The sequence below is a fragment of the Amycolatopsis sp. NPDC028719 genome, assembly GCF_055565395.1.
Window position 1 is genome coordinate 1,096,240 of the sequence record NZ_JBVHUL010000001.1, and the last position, 18,111, is coordinate 1,114,350.

18 protein-coding genes are annotated in these 18,111 nt (G+C 70.6%); 13 read left to right on the forward strand and 5 right to left on the reverse strand.

The genetic code is table 11. The annotated features are described in order from the left end of the window. The first annotated feature begins 230 nt into the window (after positions 1 to 230). The 7 genes from ACZ4TR_RS05430 to ACZ4TR_RS05460 all read left to right on the forward strand — a co-directional run bounded on the left by ACZ4TR_RS05430 (position 231) and on the right by ACZ4TR_RS05460 (position 6,416). Positions 231 to 443: a hypothetical protein gene (locus tag ACZ4TR_RS05430; RefSeq protein ID WP_465285859.1), complete on the forward strand. Its 213-nt coding sequence runs from the start codon at positions 231 to 233 to the stop codon at positions 441 to 443. Positions 444 to 485: 42 nt separating this feature from the next. After that, entirely contained in the window at positions 486 to 1,448 is a 963-nt protein-coding gene (locus tag ACZ4TR_RS05435) for a hypothetical protein (protein ID WP_465285860.1), read from the forward strand. Between the two features lie 165 nt (positions 1,449 to 1,613). Continuing rightward, positions 1,614 to 3,260, forward strand: a complete 1,647-nt coding sequence (locus ACZ4TR_RS05440; RefSeq protein ID WP_465285861.1) for a S53 family peptidase — start codon at positions 1,614 to 1,616, stop codon at positions 3,258 to 3,260. 83 nt (positions 3,261 to 3,343) lie between these two features. Continuing rightward, a complete protein-coding gene (locus ACZ4TR_RS05445; RefSeq protein ID WP_465285862.1) occupies positions 3,344 to 4,186 on the forward strand; it encodes a helix-turn-helix domain-containing protein in 843 nt (280 codons plus the stop codon). Positions 4,187 to 4,188: 2 nt separating this feature from the next. Then, entirely contained in the window at positions 4,189 to 4,350 is a 162-nt protein-coding gene (locus tag ACZ4TR_RS05450; protein ID WP_465285863.1) for a DUF397 domain-containing protein, read from the forward strand. A 10-nt stretch (positions 4,351 to 4,360) separates the two neighbouring features. Continuing rightward, positions 4,361 to 5,947 (forward strand): benzoylformate decarboxylase, encoded by a 1,587-nt coding sequence (gene mdlC / locus ACZ4TR_RS05455; RefSeq protein ID WP_465285864.1) that lies wholly within the window; start codon positions 4,361 to 4,363, stop codon positions 5,945 to 5,947. Between the two features lies 1 nt (position 5,948). Then, on the forward strand, positions 5,949 to 6,416 hold the full coding sequence (locus ACZ4TR_RS05460; RefSeq protein WP_465285865.1) for a hypothetical protein: 468 nt from the start codon (positions 5,949 to 5,951) through the stop codon (positions 6,414 to 6,416). A gap of 47 nt (positions 6,417 to 6,463) precedes the next feature. On the opposite strand, the gene ACZ4TR_RS05465 is transcribed toward ACZ4TR_RS05460, so the two are convergent. Genes ACZ4TR_RS05465 through ACZ4TR_RS05480 form a run of 4 tightly spaced genes read right to left on the reverse strand, consistent with a single transcriptional unit; the run spans position 6,464 to position 9,968 of the window. Then, complete coding sequence (locus ACZ4TR_RS05465) at positions 6,464 to 7,339, reverse strand: ABC transporter ATP-binding protein (RefSeq protein ID WP_465285866.1); 876 nt, start codon at positions 7,337 to 7,339, stop codon at positions 6,464 to 6,466. A gap of 19 nt (positions 7,340 to 7,358) precedes the next feature. Beyond that, positions 7,359 to 8,192 carry an ABC transporter permease gene (locus ACZ4TR_RS05470; RefSeq protein ID WP_465285867.1) on the reverse strand — a complete coding sequence of 278 codons (834 nt, stop codon included), beginning with the start codon at positions 8,190 to 8,192 and terminating at the stop codon, positions 7,359 to 7,361. Beyond that, on the reverse strand, positions 8,189 to 8,959 hold the full coding sequence (locus ACZ4TR_RS05475; protein WP_465285868.1) for an ABC transporter permease: 771 nt from the start codon (positions 8,957 to 8,959) through the stop codon (positions 8,189 to 8,191). Before ACZ4TR_RS05475 ends, ACZ4TR_RS05470 begins: the two co-directional genes overlap by 4 nt. A gap of 1 nt (position 8,960) precedes the next feature. Continuing rightward, a complete protein-coding gene (locus tag ACZ4TR_RS05480) occupies positions 8,961 to 9,968 on the reverse strand; it encodes an ABC transporter substrate-binding protein (protein WP_465285869.1) in 1,008 nt (335 codons plus the stop codon). A gap of 726 nt (positions 9,969 to 10,694) precedes the next feature. Between ACZ4TR_RS05480 and ACZ4TR_RS05485 the strand changes: the two genes are divergently transcribed. The 6 genes from ACZ4TR_RS05485 (at position 10,695) to ACZ4TR_RS05510 (ending at position 17,450) form a co-directional block, all read left to right on the forward strand. Further along, complete coding sequence (locus ACZ4TR_RS05485; RefSeq protein WP_465285870.1) at positions 10,695 to 13,862, forward strand: sensor histidine kinase; 3,168 nt, start codon at positions 10,695 to 10,697, stop codon at positions 13,860 to 13,862. Positions 13,863 to 13,882: 20 nt separating this feature from the next. Then, the gene (locus ACZ4TR_RS05490) at positions 13,883 to 14,344 is read left to right on the forward strand and encodes a roadblock/LC7 domain-containing protein (RefSeq protein ID WP_013230256.1); all 462 of its coding nucleotides are present in this window, start codon (positions 13,883 to 13,885) and stop codon (positions 14,342 to 14,344) included. 25 nt (positions 14,345 to 14,369) lie between these two features. Further along, a complete protein-coding gene (locus tag ACZ4TR_RS05495; RefSeq protein WP_364526220.1) occupies positions 14,370 to 15,152 on the forward strand; it encodes a DUF742 domain-containing protein in 783 nt (260 codons plus the stop codon). After that, positions 15,133 to 15,741: a GTP-binding protein gene (locus ACZ4TR_RS05500; RefSeq protein WP_247017872.1), complete on the forward strand. Its 609-nt coding sequence runs from the start codon at positions 15,133 to 15,135 to the stop codon at positions 15,739 to 15,741. The genes ACZ4TR_RS05495 and ACZ4TR_RS05500 overlap by 20 nt, the downstream gene beginning before the upstream one ends. Before the next feature lie 377 nt (positions 15,742 to 16,118). Beyond that, positions 16,119 to 16,535: a roadblock/LC7 domain-containing protein gene (locus ACZ4TR_RS05505; RefSeq protein WP_091390236.1), complete on the forward strand. Its 417-nt coding sequence runs from the start codon at positions 16,119 to 16,121 to the stop codon at positions 16,533 to 16,535. A gap of 6 nt (positions 16,536 to 16,541) precedes the next feature. Then, the gene (locus ACZ4TR_RS05510) at positions 16,542 to 17,450 is read left to right on the forward strand and encodes a DUF742 domain-containing protein (protein WP_465285872.1); all 909 of its coding nucleotides are present in this window, start codon (positions 16,542 to 16,544) and stop codon (positions 17,448 to 17,450) included. A gap of 45 nt (positions 17,451 to 17,495) precedes the next feature. Here the strand turns inward: ACZ4TR_RS05510 and ACZ4TR_RS05515 are convergent, their stop codons facing one another. Then, entirely contained in the window at positions 17,496 to 18,089 is a 594-nt protein-coding gene (locus tag ACZ4TR_RS05515; protein WP_465285873.1) for a hypothetical protein, read from the reverse strand. Positions 18,090 to 18,111: the final 22 nt, after the last annotated feature.

Sequence of the window (18,111 nt, forward strand, 5' to 3'; positions counted from 1 at the left end):
TGGGCTGGCTACGGTGGTCCCGCATTTCGCGATCCGATCGATCTTCAGGAATCGTTCTGCAGTGCGGGAGGCGGCGCCGTGTGCGCGCGTATTCAGTTCGAGACGAGCTCGATGCGAGGACAACAGGAAACGAAGACCATGGCGATCCGGTGGATATCTGTCGCGTGGGAGAGGCTGATTCCCCGCGGTTATCGCCCGGGTGTGCCCGGAACGAGCCGGAAGACCGAATCGTGACCGGCGCGATACCGCGGCAACGCGCGACGGGGACCTCAGAAGACGAGTTCGCGAAGCTGGGGCTCGGCGGCTCGCTCGCCCTCACCGGCCTGCTGGCCGCCGTCAAGATCGCGGAAACCGCCACGGGCGTGGTGCTGACTGCCGCCGGGGTACTGCCCGGCGCCAGTCTGCCGAAGGAGCGGGCTCCGGCCCAGCCGGGCGGGGAATGAACGGGAGCTGCCCGGGCCGCTCCCGACGGACGGAGGGCTGCCATGGACGGCAGCGGAGGGCGCGACGACCAGCGTCGCGCACGCGTGGGTCTCGCGGACGTGCGCCGGCTCGAGGACGTCGTCGCCGAGCTCAGGAGCCTGGACTACCGCTACGGCGGGGGTGCCTGCCGGGCGGCCGTCGAGTCTCGCCTGCCGGCGGCCGTCGCGCTGCTGGAAGGCGTGGCCAAGTCCGTCGTCCAGGCGCGGCTCTGCACCGCCGTCGCCGACTTGTACAACCTGGCCGGCTGGACGAACTTCGACCAGGACCGCCCGGCCGCCGCGCTGGCCGCGTTCCGGCGGGCGCTGGAGCTCGCCACCCGGGCCGAGAACGACGATCTCCAGGCCAACATCCGGTACCGCATCGGGCGGCTGCACCTGCACTACGGCGCCGTCGACGCGGCGCTGGAGGAGTTCGCGCGCGGCCGGCAGGCCGCGTTGCAGGCGCACTCCAAGCTCGCGCAGGCGATCCTGTCGGCCAACCAGGCGTGGGCGCACGCCAAGAAGGCCGACGTCGCCGAGGCGCTGACCTCCCTGCGCCGCGCCCGCGAGGAGTTCGCGGAAGCCGAGGGGCGCGAGCCTTCGCCGTGGGACGCGTTCTTCGGGGCCACCGACCTGGCGGCGATGGCCGGCACGGTGCACGGCGAGCTGGCCCAGGTGGTCGACATCCGGCACGGCCGCGACGGCATCCCCGCGCTCACCGACGCGATCGCCGGGTACGGCACGGGCATGACGCGCAGCCGCTCGCTGACCTTGATCTGGCTCGCCACCGTGCACGCGCTGGACGGCGACCTCGACGTCGCCACCGCCGTCGGCGAAGAGGCGATCGAGCTGGCGGCCGCCCTGCGGTCACCGCGGACGCGGCAGCGGCTGCGCTCGCTGTCCGCGGCGGCCCGCCGCTTTTCCGGCAATGCGGACGCAAGGGAGATCGTCGACCGGGTCGACGATCTCGGGCATTCCGGACGATAATCGACTGGCCATGGAAAGGTAAACGGCGCGGAAACCGAAAAGGGAACCGCGAAAGGGCAGCCAAAAGTAGGTTCCTCGGCGTGACAGCGATTTCTTATGCTTCTCGGCAACCTGCGGCGAGCATTCCGCGCAGGCCCGGTCCCCACCGCCGAGAGGAAATTCCCCATGCGCTTGCGCAAGCTCGTCGCGGCCGCCGTGCCGCTGCCGGCGTTGCTCGGCCTCGCCGTGGTCGTCCCCGCCGCCGCCGCGACGGAACCCCTGGTCACCCTGGCCGACAACGCCGCCCCGCTCGTCAGCAGCGCCCGCACCGGCGACGTCGCCGGCGGGCAGCGGATCACCGCGGCGCTGTCCCTGAAACTGCACAACCAGCAGGCGCTGGAAAAGTTCCTCGCCGACGTCCAGAACCCGGCTTCACCGCAATACCACCACTTTCTGACCCCGGCGCAGTTCACTGCCGAGTTCGGCCCGACCCAAGCCGACGTCGGCAAGGCCGTCTCATTCCTCGAGAAAGCGGGTGCCACCGGGATCGAGGTTTCCGGCAACCGGCAGGCCGTCACGTTCACCGGCTCGGCGGCCCAGCTCGAATCGGCGTTCCACACCCGGATCGGCACCTACCACGACCAGGTGTCCGGCCGGGACTTCTTCGCCAACGACGCCGCGCCGACCGTGCCGGCGGACGTTTCGAGCGTCGTCGGCAACGTCGTCGGCCTGGACAACCACGCCCTGCGGACGCACGCGCAGGCCGTGGCCAAACCCAACGTCGTCAAGGCCGTGACCCCGCCGGTGCTCAAGACCGCTTACGGCACCAGTGGTCTCCCGGCGACCGGCAGCGGCGTGAAGGTCGGCTTCGTCGAGTTCGACGGCTACCAGAAGTCCAACATCACCAAGTACGACAGCACGTACGGCCTTTCGGCGGGCTCGGTGACGACGGTCCCGGTCAGCGGCGCGAACTACGACTCGGCGCCGGGCGACGGCCAGATCGAGGTCGAGCTCGACATCGAGGTCGTGCACGCGCTGGCGGCCGCGGCGAGCGACTACGTGTACGAGGCCCCGAACAGCAGCGCCGGCGAACTGGCGATGTACCAGAAGATCGCGTCGGACCACACGGTGAACGTCGTCTCGATCTCTTGGGGCGCCTGCGAATCCGCGGAGGGGTCGAGCGCGGCGAAGAGCGTCAGCAACGCGATCGCGACGGGCACCGCGGAGGGCATCTCGTACTTCGCGGCGGCGGGCGACGACGGCACGACCGACTGCTACCGCCAGACGGGTTCGACGGCGAAGGCCGTGGACTTCCCGGCGTCGAGCCCGAACGTGACGGGCGTCGGCGGCACGCAGCTGACGGTGACGTCCTCGAACGCGTACAGCAGCGAGAAGGCGTGGAACGACGGCGCGTCCAACGGCTCGACGGGCGGCGGCATCTCGACGGTGTTCACGGCGCCGTCGTGGCAGTCCTCGCAGAGCACGACGTACCGCAAGGTCCCGGACGTCTCGGCCGACGCGGCGAGCGGCTCGGGCTACTACATCTACTCGGCGGGTTCGTGGGAGACGGTGTGGGGCACGTCGGGCGCGGCCCCGCTGTGGGCGGCGTTCGCGACGCTGCAGAACCAGGTCCACGGCGGCGGGCTGGGCAACCTGAACCCGAAGTTCTACTCGATCGGCAACGGGTCCTCGTACGGCACGGGCTTCCACGACGTGACGACGGGCAACAACACCCTGCACGGCACGACCGGTTTCAGCGCGGGAACCGGGTATGACCAGGTGACGGGCTGGGGGTCGTTCAAGGGGAGTGGTTTGTCGGGCCTGATCGGCTGAGTGTGGTCGGGGGTCGGGGCTGTCGCATCCGTGCGACGGCCCCGGTTCCCGTTTTTGTCGGTGGGCGGTGACACACTGCGCACATGTCAACACGAGTGGCAACACCCCGGTCCCGGGCGCTGGGCTTCGGCCTGCGCACGGCCAGGGTGGCGCGCGGGCTGGGCCTGCGCGAACTGGCTCGGCTCGCCGATGTGCAGCCGCAGGTGCTGTCGCATTGGGAGAGCGGCACGCGAGTGCCCAAGATCGAGCAGGTGGGATTGCTGCTCGGCGCGCTGCGGGTGGAGCCCGTGGAGCGCGGGCGGTTGCTGGAGCTGGCGGAGTGCGCGAAGGAGCCCAACTGGCTCGAGCGCACGGTGCCAGGAGTTTCGCCGGCTTTGGCGACGTATGTCGAGTACGAGCGCACCGCGACGGAGATGGTCGACTGGGAACCCTTCGTGGTGCCCGGTCTGCTCCAGGTCCCCGGGTACGCCGAAGCCATCCTGGAATCCCACCGCCTCCCGCCGCGGATGCTCGAGCGGGAGGTGGCGGTCCGCCTGCGGCGACGAGAGGTGCTCACCCGCCGCGATCCGCTGGTGCTCAAGCTCTTCCTCGGCGAAGAAGCATTCCACCGGCCCATCGCCGAACCCATTGTGATGGCTGAACAGTTGCGGCTGCTGGTGCGCGCGGCGCAGCCGCGCACCAGCAGCATCCGCGTGGTGCCGGCGGATGCGGGCTATCACCCGGGGCTGTTCGGCCAGTTCGTGATCTTCGACTTCGCCCACCTACCGCCGGTGGTCCACATCGAGCACCTCCGGGGTAGCGCCCATGTCTACGATGAAGAACAAGTGGCCGCCTTCCGGGCGACCGCTGAAACCCTGTCGGACCTGGCGCTGAGTGAGCAGGAATCGCTCGAACTCATCCAGGGGGTGATCACAGGACTGGAGTGAGAATGCGCGAGTGGCGCAAGTCGAGCTACACCGACGAAACCAACTGCGTCGAGGTCTCGCTCGGCCCGGTGTCGCGGGTTCGCGACACCAAGGACCGTCCCGGCGGGACGATCGTCTTCAGTGCGGCCGCTTGGGGGGCTTTCCTTCGCAAGACTAAGCATTAGTCTGGTGGGCATGAACAAGCGCACGGTGCTGGACGCCACCCGCGAACTCCTCCGCGAACTCGGCCTCACCACGGTGTTCGGCAACCCCGGCACCACCGAGGTCCCGTTCCTCACCGACTGGCCGGACGACTTCGACTACGTCCTCGGCCTGCAGGAGTCCGCCGTCGTGGCGATGGCCGATGCCTACGCGCAGGCCACGCGCCGGGCCGTCCTCGTCAACCTGCACTCCGCGGGCGGGGTCGGGCACGGGCTCGGCAGCCTCTTCAACGCCTACCGCAACCGGACGCCGCTGATCGTCGTCGCCGGGCAGCAGAACCGCGCGCTCCTGCCGCACGATCCCTTCCTCGGGGCGATGGACGCGCCCGACTTCCCCAAGCCGTACGTCAAGTGGTCGATCGAGCCCGCCACCGCCGAGGACGTCCCGGCCGCGCTCTCGCGGGCCTACCACGTCGCGACGCAGGCGCCGTCCGGGCCGGTCTTCGTGTCCGTGCCGGCCGACGACTGGACCGTCACCACCGAACGGTCCGTCATCGCCCGGCCCCGCATCCGCGGCTTCGCGCCGGATCCCGAGGCGATCGACGAGCTCGCCGCCGCGCTCGCGGCCGCCGAACGGCCGGGGATCGTCGTCGGGGGAGCCGTCGACCAGGACGGTGCCGTCGTGGAGACCGTCGCGCTCGCCGAACGCCTCAACGCCGGCGTCTGGGTCGCGCCGATGTCGTTCCGCTGCTCGTTCCCCGAGAACCACCCACTGTTCCAAGGCTTCCTCGACCCCGAGCGCGGCGCCATCTCCGACCGGCTCGCGCAGCACGACCTCGTCGTGGTGCTCGGGGCGCCCGCCTTCACCTACCACGTCGACCGCGGGCGCGACGAAGCGCGGATGCCGCCGCTGTTCATCGTCAGCGACGACGAGCAGATCCTCGCGCGCGCCTTCGAAGGCACCGGCATCCGGGCGACGCCGAAGCTCGGCGTCCGCGCCCTGCTGAACGTCGTCGACCGGAGCACGCGGCCCGCGCCCGCACCGCTCCGGCGACCCGCGAAGCCTGGCGGCGAGAAGCTCACGGGTGAGCTCGTCTACTCGACGCTCGCGGACCTGTTGCCGGACAACGCGATCGTCGTCGAGGAGACGCCCAGCCACCGCGGCGTGCTGCACGACCACCTGCCGATCACCGAGACCGACACCGGCTTCCTGACGATGGCCAGCGGCACGCTCGGCTACGGCGTCCCGGGCGCGGTCGGCGCGGCGCTCGCCCGGCCGGACCGCAAGGTCGTCGGCGTGGTCGGCGACGGCTCCAGCATGTACGGCATCCAGGCCCTCTGGACGGCCGCGCGCCAGGACCTCCCGGTGACGATCCTGATCATGGACAACACGGAGTACGCGGCGGTCCGCATCCTCGGCGACGCGATCGGCGGCGAGAAGATCCCCGGCACCCAGCTGGGCGGCATCGACTTCGCGGCGCTGGCGGCGAGCATGGGCTGCCAGGGCGTGACGATCACCGAGCCGTCGGGCCTGGTCCCGGGCCTGACGGCGGCGCTGGACGACAAGCGCCCGACGCTGGTGCACATCCGGGTGGCCGCGTCGGCCACGAAGATCTACTGACTTGTCGACAACCGAAGAGCTGGAAGCGGCGGTGGCCCGGCTGGTTTCCACCCGGGTCACCGGTTTCGACCGGACCGTCGACATGGTCGAGGTCGGTTTCCGGCACGGTGCCGGCGAAACCCGCCTGCACGCACCGTGCCCGTTCCGGGTGACCCGCGGTGACACGATCCTGCTGGGGTCGGAGGACATGCGCTTCCCCGCCACGCGCGACGGCGACGCCCAGGCCGCCTTCCGCGACCGCACCACGATGTTCGAACGCAAGGCGCGCCGGCTGACCAACCGGTTCGAGGCCGTCGGCTACTTCGTGGAGAGCGCGGAATCCGGCCCGGCCGGGCGGTTCCGCCTCCAGCTCGGCGACGGTGTCGTCATCGAGGTGCTGCCCGCCTGCGCGGGCCCGGTCGAGCAGTGGCGCCTGTTCGACCGGGGCACCGACCGGCACTACGTGTTCCCGGACTCCGCGGACCGCTGACGCACCACCATCGCCGAGACGTCGGTTTCCCAACGCTCTCGCGGTCGTCAGCTCCCGGTCTTGGACCTCGTCACGTTCTTGGCTCCTTCGGCCAGTTCCCATTCCGCGGCGTCCGACGCGGCCGCGGCGGCGGCCGCCGGCTCATGCGAAGCGGGAGTACCGCCGTGCAGCAGCCGCGCCACTTCGCCGCGCAGCGTCACGAACTCCGCCGACTCGCGGGTGGTGATCTGGTCGCGCTCGGCCGGCAGGCCGACGGGCAGGTCCGCCACGATCGACGCCGGCGACTTCGACAGCACCAGCACCCGGTCGGACAGGTAGACGCTCTCGTCGATGTCGTGCGTGACGACCAGGATCGTGCTGCCCTGCTCACGCTGCACGCGCCGGGTCAGGTCTTCGAGCTCGAACCGCGTCTGCGCGTCGACCGACGCGAACGGCTCGTCCATCAGCAGCAGCGACGGCCGGCTGGCCAACGCGCGGGCGATCGACACCCGCTGCTGCATGCCGCCCGACAGCTGCCACGGGAACTTGCCGCCCACCGCGGACAACCCGACCTGCTCCAGCGCCTCGGCCGCCCGCGAACGCCGTTCCGCGCGGGAGATCGACCGCCAGCGCAGGGGGAACTCGACGTTCTTCTGCACCGACAGCCACGGGAACAGCGAACGGCTGTAGTCCTGGAACACCACGGCGAGGTCGTCCGGCACGCCCGAGACGCGGTCGCCGTGCAGGCTCACCGTGCCCTCGGTCGGCGGGGTCAGCCCGGCGACGCAGCGCAGCAGGGTCGACTTCCCGCAGCCCGACGGGCCGACGATGCTGGCCAGCTGCCCGGCTTCGACGGTGAACGACAGGTCGTTCACCGCGGTGTGCGCCTTCGCGCCCGAGCCGTAGCGGTGGCTGAGGCCGGACACTTCGAGCATGGTTGACATGGGAGAGGCCTTTCGCGCGTCAGTCGCGGCCGAGACGGGTCGGCTGCCAGGCCAGCACCCGCCGTTCCGCGGCCAGGAAGATCGTGTTGAAGACGTAGCCGAGGATGCCGAGCAGCACCAGCCACGACCACATCTGCGGGAAGTCGAAGTCCTGCTGGGCGTTCATCAGCGCCCGCCCGATGCCGTTGTACGCACCGACGAGCTCGGAGACGACCATCAGCAGCAGCGAGATCGACAGGCTCACCCGCAGCCCGGCGAAGATCTTCGGCGCCGCCGCGGGCAGCACCACCATCGCGACCCAGTACCGCTTCGGCGTGCGGAAGGACCGCGAGGTCTCCACCTTCACCTGGTCGACCGAGCGGACGCCGTCGACCGCGTTGAGCAGCACCGGCCAGATCGCGCCGAAGATGATCGACCCGATCTGCATGCCCGAGCTCAGCCCGAACAGCACCGCGAACACCGGGATCAGCGTGGGCGGCGGGATCGAGCGGAAGAACGCGAACAGCGGGCCGAGGTACTCCATCGCCGTCGCGGACCGGCCGACCAGCAGGCCCAGCGCGATACCGACGACCGCGGCCAGCGCCCAGCCGCCGAGCATCCGGCCGAGGCTGGGGAAGAAGTTGTCGAAGACGGCGTCGGTGAGGAAGAGGTGCGACGCGGGGCCGGTGAACCACAGCTTCCCGGCGGCGGCCGCGATCTCCGTCGGCGGCGGGAAGAACTTGCTGCCGCCGGCGCGGGCGGCGAACTCCCAGCCCACCACGAGGATCGCGAAGAGCAGCCAGTTGCGGACGACGGTGGCGGCACCGCGGGCGGCCCGGCGGCCCACCCGGCCGGAAAGAGTCGCCGTGCTCACGCGATCGCCTCCCGGTCGACGCTGCTCCAGCGGAACAGCCGCTTGCCCACCAGCTCGAGTCCTTCGTTGATCAGGTATCCCAGTACCCCGGCGACCACGGTACCGGCCAGGACCAGGTCGAACCGGACCGTACCGGTACTGGCGACGAGGATGAAGTTGCCGAGCCCCACTTCGGAACCGGCCAGGAACTCCACGCTGACGACGGCGATCAGCGCGATGGTCGCCGACAGCCGGATACCGGTGAAGACGAACGGCGCGGTCTGCGGGAGCGCGACCGACGACAGGATGCGGAACCGGCTGGTCCCGCACGCGCGCGCGGTCTCCATCAGCACCGGGTCGATCTCGCCCATGCCGTAGATGGTGTTGAACATGATCGGCCACAGCGAGGCGTACACCGCGAGGGTGATCTTCGCGTCGGGGCCGGAACCGATCACCAGCAGCACCAGCGGCACGAGCGCGGTGACCGGGATCGGGCGGAGGAATTCGACGATCGCGGCGGTGGCGGTGCGCAGCACCGGGACGCTCCCCAGCAGCAGCCCGGCGGGCACGCCGACGGCGATCGCGATGAGGATGGCGATCAGCCAGGCGAGCATGGTCGCGATGACGTCGCGGATGAAGTCGGCGTCGCCCAGCAGGTCCCCGACGGTGACCAGGACGACGCTCGGCGGCGGGATGAACGTCTTACTGACCAGGCCGGCCTGGACGACGACCTCCCAGAACAGGAGGAAGCCGACCAGACCGGCCAGGCCGCGGAGCAGTTTCTTCACGTCAGCTGGTCGCCTGCGGCGCGATCATCGAGGCGGCGTCGACCTTGCTGGTGATGACACCCATCTGGAGCAGCAGGTCGGGCACCCGCTGGAGGCGCCGGGCGTCCAGGGTGGAGCCGTAACCCGGCAGGGTGAGCAGCTTGGCCGTGTCCTCGTCGATCTTCGCGTACTTCACCAGCAGCGGCTCGACCTTCGCGCGGTCGTTGATCGCGTCGAGGGTGGCCTTCTTCATGGCGCGCTGGAAGGCCGCGAGGGTCTTCGGGTTCGCCTGGACCCACTTCGCCGTCGAGCCGTAGCCGGTCAGCGGGAAGTCCTGGCTGGCGCCGGTGTTGATGTCGATGACCGGCGTCGCGCCGACGACCTTGGCCGCCTGCGAGAGCATCGGCTCCGGCATGTAGGCCGCGTCCACTTGGTTGTCCTTCAGCGCCGCCGCCATGTTCGGGAGCGGCATCGGGACCCAGTTGACCTTGCTGTAGTCGACGCCGTGGTCCTTCATGACCGACTTGGTGAGGATGTCCGACGCGGTGTTGAGGGCCGTGATCGCGATCCGCTTGCCCTCGAGGTCCTTGACCGTCTTGACCGTCGAGTTGGGGACCGTCACGATCGCGTTGCTCTTCGCGTTCACCGACGTGCCGTCGGCGACGAGCTGGACGTCCGCGGCGCCCTTGCTCTTGGCGACGAAGAACGGCGTGTAGGTCGAGAGCGCGATGTCCGCTTCGCCGGAAATCGCCTTCGTCATCGACGCCTGGCCGCTCGGCGCGATGATCTGCTCGACCTCGAGACCCTCGGCCTTGAAGTAGCCACCGTCCTGGGCCAGCCAGAACGGGCCCAAGTCGGTCGTCGGCATGATCGAGACCTTGATCTTCGACTTCTCCAGGCCGCCACCGTTCGACGAGGCGTTCGAGTCGTCCGAGCCGAGCGCACTGCAGCCGGTGAGGGCTGTGGCGGCTGCGACGGTGAGGGCGAGCCCGAGCGCGGCGCGGCGAGTGCGAACCCGGCCACTGCTCATGGCGTTTCCAAGCAAGGCCTGCTCCTAGGGTGAAAAAATTGACGGTTGGTGGACCGAATCCCGGGGAAGTACGTAACTCATTCTCGGGAGTACGCGGGTCACTGTAGAGAAGGTGACCGCCTGCTCACAACGGGTGGGATCAATACCCGAGCGGGTGGCACACGTCACTCTTTTGGCCTCTGGTCTAGACCCACTGCTCCACTCGCCGTAAGCGTTCACCCAGCGTAGGGCCTAGTTCCGGATTAAGGGATCACCAGCTGTGCGCCGGCTGAGCGAACGCTGTGCAACATCGTGCACGAAGCGTCGGGAGGGTTACATCTTCTCCGGGCGTTCGCTACCCTCTGCACCTGCGGGGAGGTATCAACCTCCGATGTAGTGAGAGAGAGTGCCTGGATGGCCGATCAAGTCGATCCCCGGTTTACCAGGGCACGCTGTGCTTTTCCTGAGAGAAACTCCCCCGCGGAGACCACTGCCTGGCCGGGCTCAGCCGCCGTGCCGGCGGGCTAGGCCGGAGAAACAGACCGATGCAGGACCAGCGCAGGGACCCGACCGTGATGCTCGAGCTGAACCGATTCCGTCCGGCTGGACGGGGTTCAGGAACCCCCAACGCCGACACTGAAGACGATCTTTTCACCCGTACGGGTAGCGTCTCGCGCTGGGCTCCTACCGATCGGCCGTTGGGCCGGACCGCCGGGAGCGTGCTGACGAGTGGCTGAGGAGAACGCGATGCGCCCTGGCGGGCGCTGGACCGACCAGGGTTTCACGAGCACGAACGATGATGGTGGTGCGGCGGTGCCGAACGAAGACGCCGCGGGGGTAGGAGGGCCCCCCGCGCAGTCGCCCGGAGATGCTCCGGGCCGGAAAGCCGGGCTGTTCGCCGGCATGCGCGACTGGAGGCTGCGGTCCAAGCTGGCCGCGATCCTCCTGATCCCGACGTTGACGGCGCTCGTGCTGGGCACGCTGCGCGTGGTCGACGACGCCCAGGAAGCGACCGAGTTCCAGCACACCGCCGACCAGGTCGCATTCGCGGTCAAGGTCACCACGGTGGTGCACGAGCTGCAGAACGAGCGCTCGCTGGCCGTCGCGCGGATCTCGTCGTCGAACCCGCTGCTGCAGACGGGCCTCGACGCGCAGATCGCCAAGGTCGACCGCGAGGTCACCGACCTGCGCAACTCGGCCTCGACGCTCAGCTACGACGACCAGGGGACCAAGGACCGCTACGCCCGCGGTATCCAGCGCCTCGACGCCCTGCGCCCGCTGCGGGCGGCGTTCAACACCGCGAACGGCCTGCCCGACATCACGGTGATGACCGCCTACTCCGGCATCCTCGACGCGCTGATCGAGCTCGGCCGCGAGGTGACCACCGCGGTCACCGACCGGGACGTGCTGCGCCTCGGCACGAGCACGCAGGCGATCAGCGAGGCCAAGGAGTTCACCACCCGCTCCGACGCCGAGCTGCAGATCGCCGCGTTCCGCGGGACCTTCCCCGGCGACCTCCTGGACCAGACGCGCGCGTCGGCCTCCAGCGCGGACGCCTCGGTCGCGACCTTCCTCGCGAACGCCGACGACGACCAGCGCCAGCTCTACAACGACACCTACTCCGGCCCGGAGGTCGACGACCGCCGCCGGATCCAGACCACGGCGTTCTCCTTCGCCCAGCTGGACCAGGCGCCGAGCATCGACACCACGGCGCTCGGCAAGGACAGCACCGTCTCGGCGGACAAGCTGCACGCGGTCGAGTCGAACCTGCTGGCCCAGCTCAAGACCCGCGCCGACGACCTCGCCACGGCGGCGGTCAACTCGGCCTGGGTCGGCGGTGCCATCGTGCTCGCCGCGCTGGCCGCCGCGATCGCGCTGATGCTCATCGTCGCCCGCCTGATGCTGCGCCCGCTGCGGGTCCTGCGGAAGAGCGCGCTGGACATCGCGTACACCCGGCTGCCCGAAACCGTGCAGGCGATCCTCGACGACCCGGACCCGGTCGGCGCCTCGAAGCGAGCCGTCCAGCCCGTCCCCGTCACCTCTCGCGACGAGATCGGCGAGGTCGCGCGGTCGTTCGACATCGTCCACGAACAAGCCGTCAAGATGGCCGCCGAGCAGGCCCTCCTGCGCGAGAACGTCAACGGCATCTTCGTGAACCTCTCCCGGCGGTCGCAGCGGCTGGTGGAACGCCAGCTCGGCGTCATCGACCGCCTCGAGGCCGACGAGCAGGACCCGGACCACTTGGCGAGCCTGTTCGAGCTCGACCACCTGGCCACCCGGCTGCGGCGCAACGGTGAGTCCCTGCTGGTGCTCTCCGGCGCCGGCCTGGCCAAGTCGGTGCCCAAGCCGGTGCCCGCCGCCGACGTCATCGGCGCCGCGGTGTCGGAGATCGAGCAGTACGCCCGGATCGAGGTCGGCATCGTGCCCGACGTCGCGGTCCAGGGCCTGGCGATCCACGACCTCGTGCACGTCCTCGCGGAGCTGCTCGACAACGCGACCTACTTCTCCGAGCCGGAGACGAAGGTCATCGTGCGGGCCGTGGTGACCCGCCGCAAGGCGCTGGCCATCCAGGTCACCGACCACGGTGTCGGCATGAGCGAGGAGCGGCTGGCCGAGGTCAACGCGCGCCTGGCCGACCCGCCGGACCTGGACGTGTCGGTGACCCGCCGGATGGGCCTGTACGTGGTCTCGCGGCTGGCCAAGCGCCACGGCATCGAGGTGCGGCTGCGCGAGAACGAGGACATCGAGGGTGGCGTGATCGCCCGCGTCGTCGTCCCGGCCGAGCTGCTCACCCCGCTCCGCCCGGGCATGCCGCGGCAGACCCCGCTGCCGCCGAACCGGTCCGAGACGTCGATGTCGATGCCGAGCATCCCGATCCCGGCCGCGCGTTCGGACTACGACCAGACGCAGGCGCACACGCCGGTCCCGCCGTCGGCACCGCCGCCCCCGCCCCCGCCTCCGCCGGCGCACGAGCCGGTGGCGAAGCAGGGCGGGCTGGTCCCGCTCGACCAGCCGATCAGCCTGGACGACCTGGTCAGCGGCGGCCGCGCGGCGGGCCCGTTCCTGTCGCCCGAGCTGCCGAAGCCCGAGACGCCGGCCTGGCCGACCGCCGAGGACCTCGCACCGCTGACACCGTCGACGAACGGCGAGGGCGCCAGCTCGAGGGCGAACGACACGCAGTTCGCGCCGCTGGTCCTGCCGAAGCGCGAGCCGAAGTACGTCCCGCCCGAGGAGCCGCCACCGCCCCCGCCGCGCGCGGAGGACGTCGGTTCGTCGGCCCTCGAAGACGATGTACCCACCCGGCGGCTGCCGATCTACCAGTCGGTGCTGTCACGCTGGTTCAGTGAAGGCGACGAAGCGACGGCCGACCCGGTGCCGGCGCAGAGCGAGGGTGAAGACCCGAACCTCCCGCCGCTCACCGGCTCCGACGAGCCGGTGGCGGAGCGGACCGTCGTCGCCGAGCCCGTCAGCAGGCGCCACGAGCGCGAGCCGGTCGCGGACGAGCTCCTGCCGACCGCGGCGACCCGGCACCCGCTCCTCCCGCCCGACGACGGCTGGCACAGCGCCTCCGACGACGGCTGGCAGAAGGCTCAGTCGCTCCTGGAGGCCAAGAACGAGGAGATCACCACGGCCGGGTTGCCCAAGCGCGTCCCGAACGCATACCTGGTGCCGGGGTCGATCAACAGTCCTTCGGCCGACGGACCGGCGCAGAACAACTTCGCGGACAACACCGCGGGCATGCCCGGAAAGGGTGCGATCACCCGCTCGGCGTCCGCGGCGCGGAGCAGGATGGCAAGCTTCCAGCGGGGCTACACCTCGGGCCGGCACGCGTTGAAGGAGCTCCCGGCCGAAGAACAGCTGGAAAGCAGCAGGGTTCCGGGGCGTGGCAACACCACAGACAGCAGTGAGGAGTGAAAGTGACACGGGCGGGTGCAATGCAGCCGGGTGGCTCCGCGCAGCCGAACGGCCAGGCGCATGCCAAGGCGAACAATGCCGGCAGCTTCGCTTGGCTGATCACGGATTTCGTGCACCGGGTGCCCGGCGCGGCCCACGCGGTCGTGGTGTCGGCCGACGGCCTGCTCCTCGCGGCCTCGCGTGGCCTGCCGAAGGACCGGGCGGACCAGCTGGCGGCGGTGGCGTCGGGGCTCACGAGCCTCGCGCGCGGTGCGGCCAAGGTGTTCGAAGGCGGGACGGTCGCGCAGACCGTCGTCGAGATGGCCAACGGCTTCCTCTTCCTCATGTCGGTTTCCGACGGTTCTTGTCTTGCGGTGCTCGGTTCGCCGGAGAGTGACATCGGCCTGGTCGTCTACGAGATGACCCTGCTGGTGGAACGGGTCGGTCAACAGCTGACTCCGGAGATGCGGGCCCAGCTGCAGGGCTCGGCAGTCCGCCGCTGAGGACCCGGGAACCGAGGAGAGAGCCGTGGACGACGGGCGCTTGAGGGGCGAAGGCCGGCTCGGTGACGACTTCTCCGGCGGGTGGTCCGAACATTCGGACGACGGCCGGGAGGACTGGCAGTCGTTCCGGGAACGGGTCGACCGCGAGTGGCGGTCACGCCGGGTGCAGGCGTCCGACAACGACCCCGTGCGCGAACCACCGAACTGGCTGACCGACAGCAACGCCGGTCAGGAACCGATCCGGCCCATCCAGCCCGGCAGCGGCGAATACCGCGACCGGCTGCTGGGCGGCCCGGGAGCGGAGCTGTTCGGCGGGTCGAGCGGGCCGCTGTACGACGCGCACGACTTCGCCGCGTACAGCAACGATCGCGACTATTCGGCGGGACCGGACTCCGGCGAGCTGGCCGCGGCGCTGCCGCGGCAGGCCCACCAGGAGTACGTCGACGAGCCGGCGCCGACCGAGATGGAGACGTCGGGCCTGGTCCGGCCGTACTTCCGGACCCGGGGCCGGACGAAGGCGACCCTCGACCTGGCGATCGAGGCGCTGATCTCGACCAGTGATCAGGGCCGGATGCTCGACCGGGTCCGGGTGCCCGAGCACCGGTCGATCTGCGACCTGTGCCTCGACACCCGGTCGGTGGCCGAGGTGGCGGCGTTGCTGCGGCTGCCACTCGGTGTGGTGCGGGTGTTGATTGGTGACGTGGCGGGTCTCGGGCTGGTGCTGGTGCACTCCACCAACACGACCGTGGGCGACCGGCCGAGTATCGAGTTCATGGAAAGGGTGCTCAGTGGGCTTCGGAGAATTTGACTCCGACGCGAACGCGCCGCAGGTGACGGGTCCGACCTCGTCGGCCAAGATCGTGGTCGCCGGCGGGTTCGGTTCGGGGAAGACAACGATGGTCGGGGCGATCTCGGAGATCGACCCGCTGACCACCGAGGCCATGATGACCGAGGCCAGCGTCGGACACGACGACACCTCGGCGACGCCGAACAAGACCACCACGACCGTGGCGATGGACTTCGGGCGCATCTCGCTGGACTCGGACCTGGTGCTGTACGTCTTCGGCACCCCTGGTCAGCACCGGTTCTGGTTCATGTGGGACGACCTCGCGGTCGGTGCCATCGGGGCGGTCGTGCTGGTGGACACGCGGCGGCTCGCCGACGCGTTCCCGTCGATCGACTTCTTCGAGAACCGGAAGCTGCCCTACGTCGTGGCCATCAACTGCTTCGACCGGCTTCTGCACCACCAGATCGAGGACGTCCGGCACGCGCTCACCATCGCGCCGTCGGTCCCGATCATGGCGTGCGACGCGCGTGAGCGCGACTCCGCCAAGCAGGTGCTGATCTCCGTCGTCCAGCACGCGATCGCGCACGATTCGGCCCTGCGCGCGGGCTGAGGGTGCTGATCCGGACCGGATGCCGCCGTTGGGGTGAACTCCACGGGCTTCACCCACTTCGGGGAGCGCTGCCGCCGTCCGGAGGACGGGACGGCCGCCGCGGTTCGGTACCGTCGAGGGTGGCGCCGCCGGCGCGGACGGCCGTCCACCGGGCTGACCTGCGCGGACACCCCGCTTCGGCGGGCCGCGGAGGGGGCTCCGCACGCGCCGCCCGGACCGGGCCGGCGCGGAGCGCGGTCGCGCGCACACGTAGGGTGCGCAGCGGCCGGCCGGCGATCGACTCGACACCGCCGGCAGGGCGAATACGCTTGAGCGTGGGCCGTGCCCGCCACTCCGGGGTGCGGCTCGCGGCGCCGCAGGAGCAAGGAGGGGCAGTAGTGACGGCATCCGGCCAGGGATCGTTCGGCTGGCTCATCACGGACTTCGTGCGCCGGGTACCCGGCGCCGCGCACGCCGTTCTGGTGTCGGCCGACGGCCTCCTCCTGGCGCCGTCCGAAGGGCTGCCCCAGGAGCGCGCCGAGCAGCTGTCCGCGGTCGCGTCCGGGCTGATCAGCCTGACGTTCGGGGCCGCGCGCTGCTTCGAAGCGGGCGGCGTCAACCAGACCGTGGTGGAGATGGAGCGCGGCTACCTGTTCCTCATGTCCGTTTCGGACGGTTCGTCGCTCGCGGTGCTGGCCGCGCCGACGTGCGACATCGGCACGGTCGCGTACGAGATGACGCTGCTCGTCGAGCGGGTCGGCCAGCAGATCACCCCCGAGCTGCGCGCCCAGCTCCAGGGCGGCGTGCGTGGGTAGGACACGATGAGGATTTCGGGATTCGACGATCCGGACTCCAGCGGCTGGGACGCACTGCACCGCGGTACCGAGCGCGAGGGTTTCGATTCGCCCAGCAAGTTCGACATGTCGACGCTGTCGATGATCATGCCCAAGCGCAAGCCGGCGCGGCCCCAGCCGGATCCGCAGGGCTACACCGACGAGGACACCCGCGAGTGGGGCCCGTCGTCCGACTTCGACGAGGGGTACGACGGCAGCTACGACCCCGTCGAGCCGGAGTGGCAGGACGAGGAGACGTACGAGCCGGAGCCCCCGCCGCTCGAGCCGGCGTGGACGCCTCCGCGCGGCGCGCGCCCGCCGGCCCCGCCCCGGCCGTCGGTCCAGCCGCGCCCGCCGGCACCCCCGCCACCCCGGCCGCCGGCACCGAGGCCCCCGGTGTCCAGACCCCAGGCGGCGCCCCCGCCTTCGTGGGCTCCGCCGATCGACCCGCGGACCGGCTGGACGCCCCCGCCGGACCCGGAGACCCGCTGGGTCCCGCGGCCGGAGCCGTGGGAGGAGCCGCCGGCCCGCGTCCTGAGCCCCTCGCCGGCCGCTTCGGTGGGCTCCCGGGTGCGCCCGTACACGCGCACCGGCGGTCGCACGCGGTCCGACCACAACCTGGCGCTGGAGGCGCTGGTCTCGACGTCCGACGACGGGCGCCGGTACCGTGGCGTGCGCTCGGTCGAGCACCGCCGGATCTGCGACCTGTGCCTGGACACGCGGTCGGTCGCCGAGATCGCCGCCCACCTGCGGCTGCCCCTGGGCGTGGTGAAGGTACTGGTCGGCGACATGGCCGACATCGGGCTGGTGCTGATCCACCAGACCGAGCTGATCCTCGGGGACCGCTCGTCCCGCGACTTCATGGAACGGGTCCTGGCCGGCCTCCGGGCGCTCTGAGCTCTCGCGCGGGCGGGGCCGAGGTGGTCCCCGGCCCCGCGTCCGTCAGGCCTTGGGCCAGGTGAGATCGAGCGCGAGGGTGTTACCCGGGCCGGGCACGGCCGCGTTGACGAGCGCCGTCGCCGACCCGCAGTTCGCGAACGCCCCGATCGAGTACCTCGAAGTCAGGTGGCCGCCCTTGTCGAGCTGCCAGTCGGCCGACGTGATCTCGGTGGTGACCGGCTCGGCGGTGCCGCACGCCGGGCCGACGTCGTGCGGTGCGCCGTTGACGGTCACGTCCGAGACCTTCACCGCCCACTTCGCGGTGGCGGTGAACCCGCCGAAAGCCTGTCCCGTGACGGCGCCCGGTCCCAGGGTGAGCTTGCCGCTGACCGTTCCCACGCCCGGCACGGCGCGAGTGATCGTCACCGGCGGCAGCGTGATCGTGCCGGAGAACGAGTACGGCCCGATGTCGGTGTACAGCTCGGCGATCCCCGGTCCGAGGGTGACGTCGGCGTTCGGCTTGGCGAGGTGCGTGGTGCCGTTGACGTCGTACTTGGTGTAGACGGGCGGTCCGATCGCCTCAGCCGCCCCGGCGAACCCCAGCCCGGCGACGGCTGTCGCCGCCGCCAGCGCGGTCACGCGTGTTCCCCACTTCATGGTCCCTCCCAGGTTCGGCGAA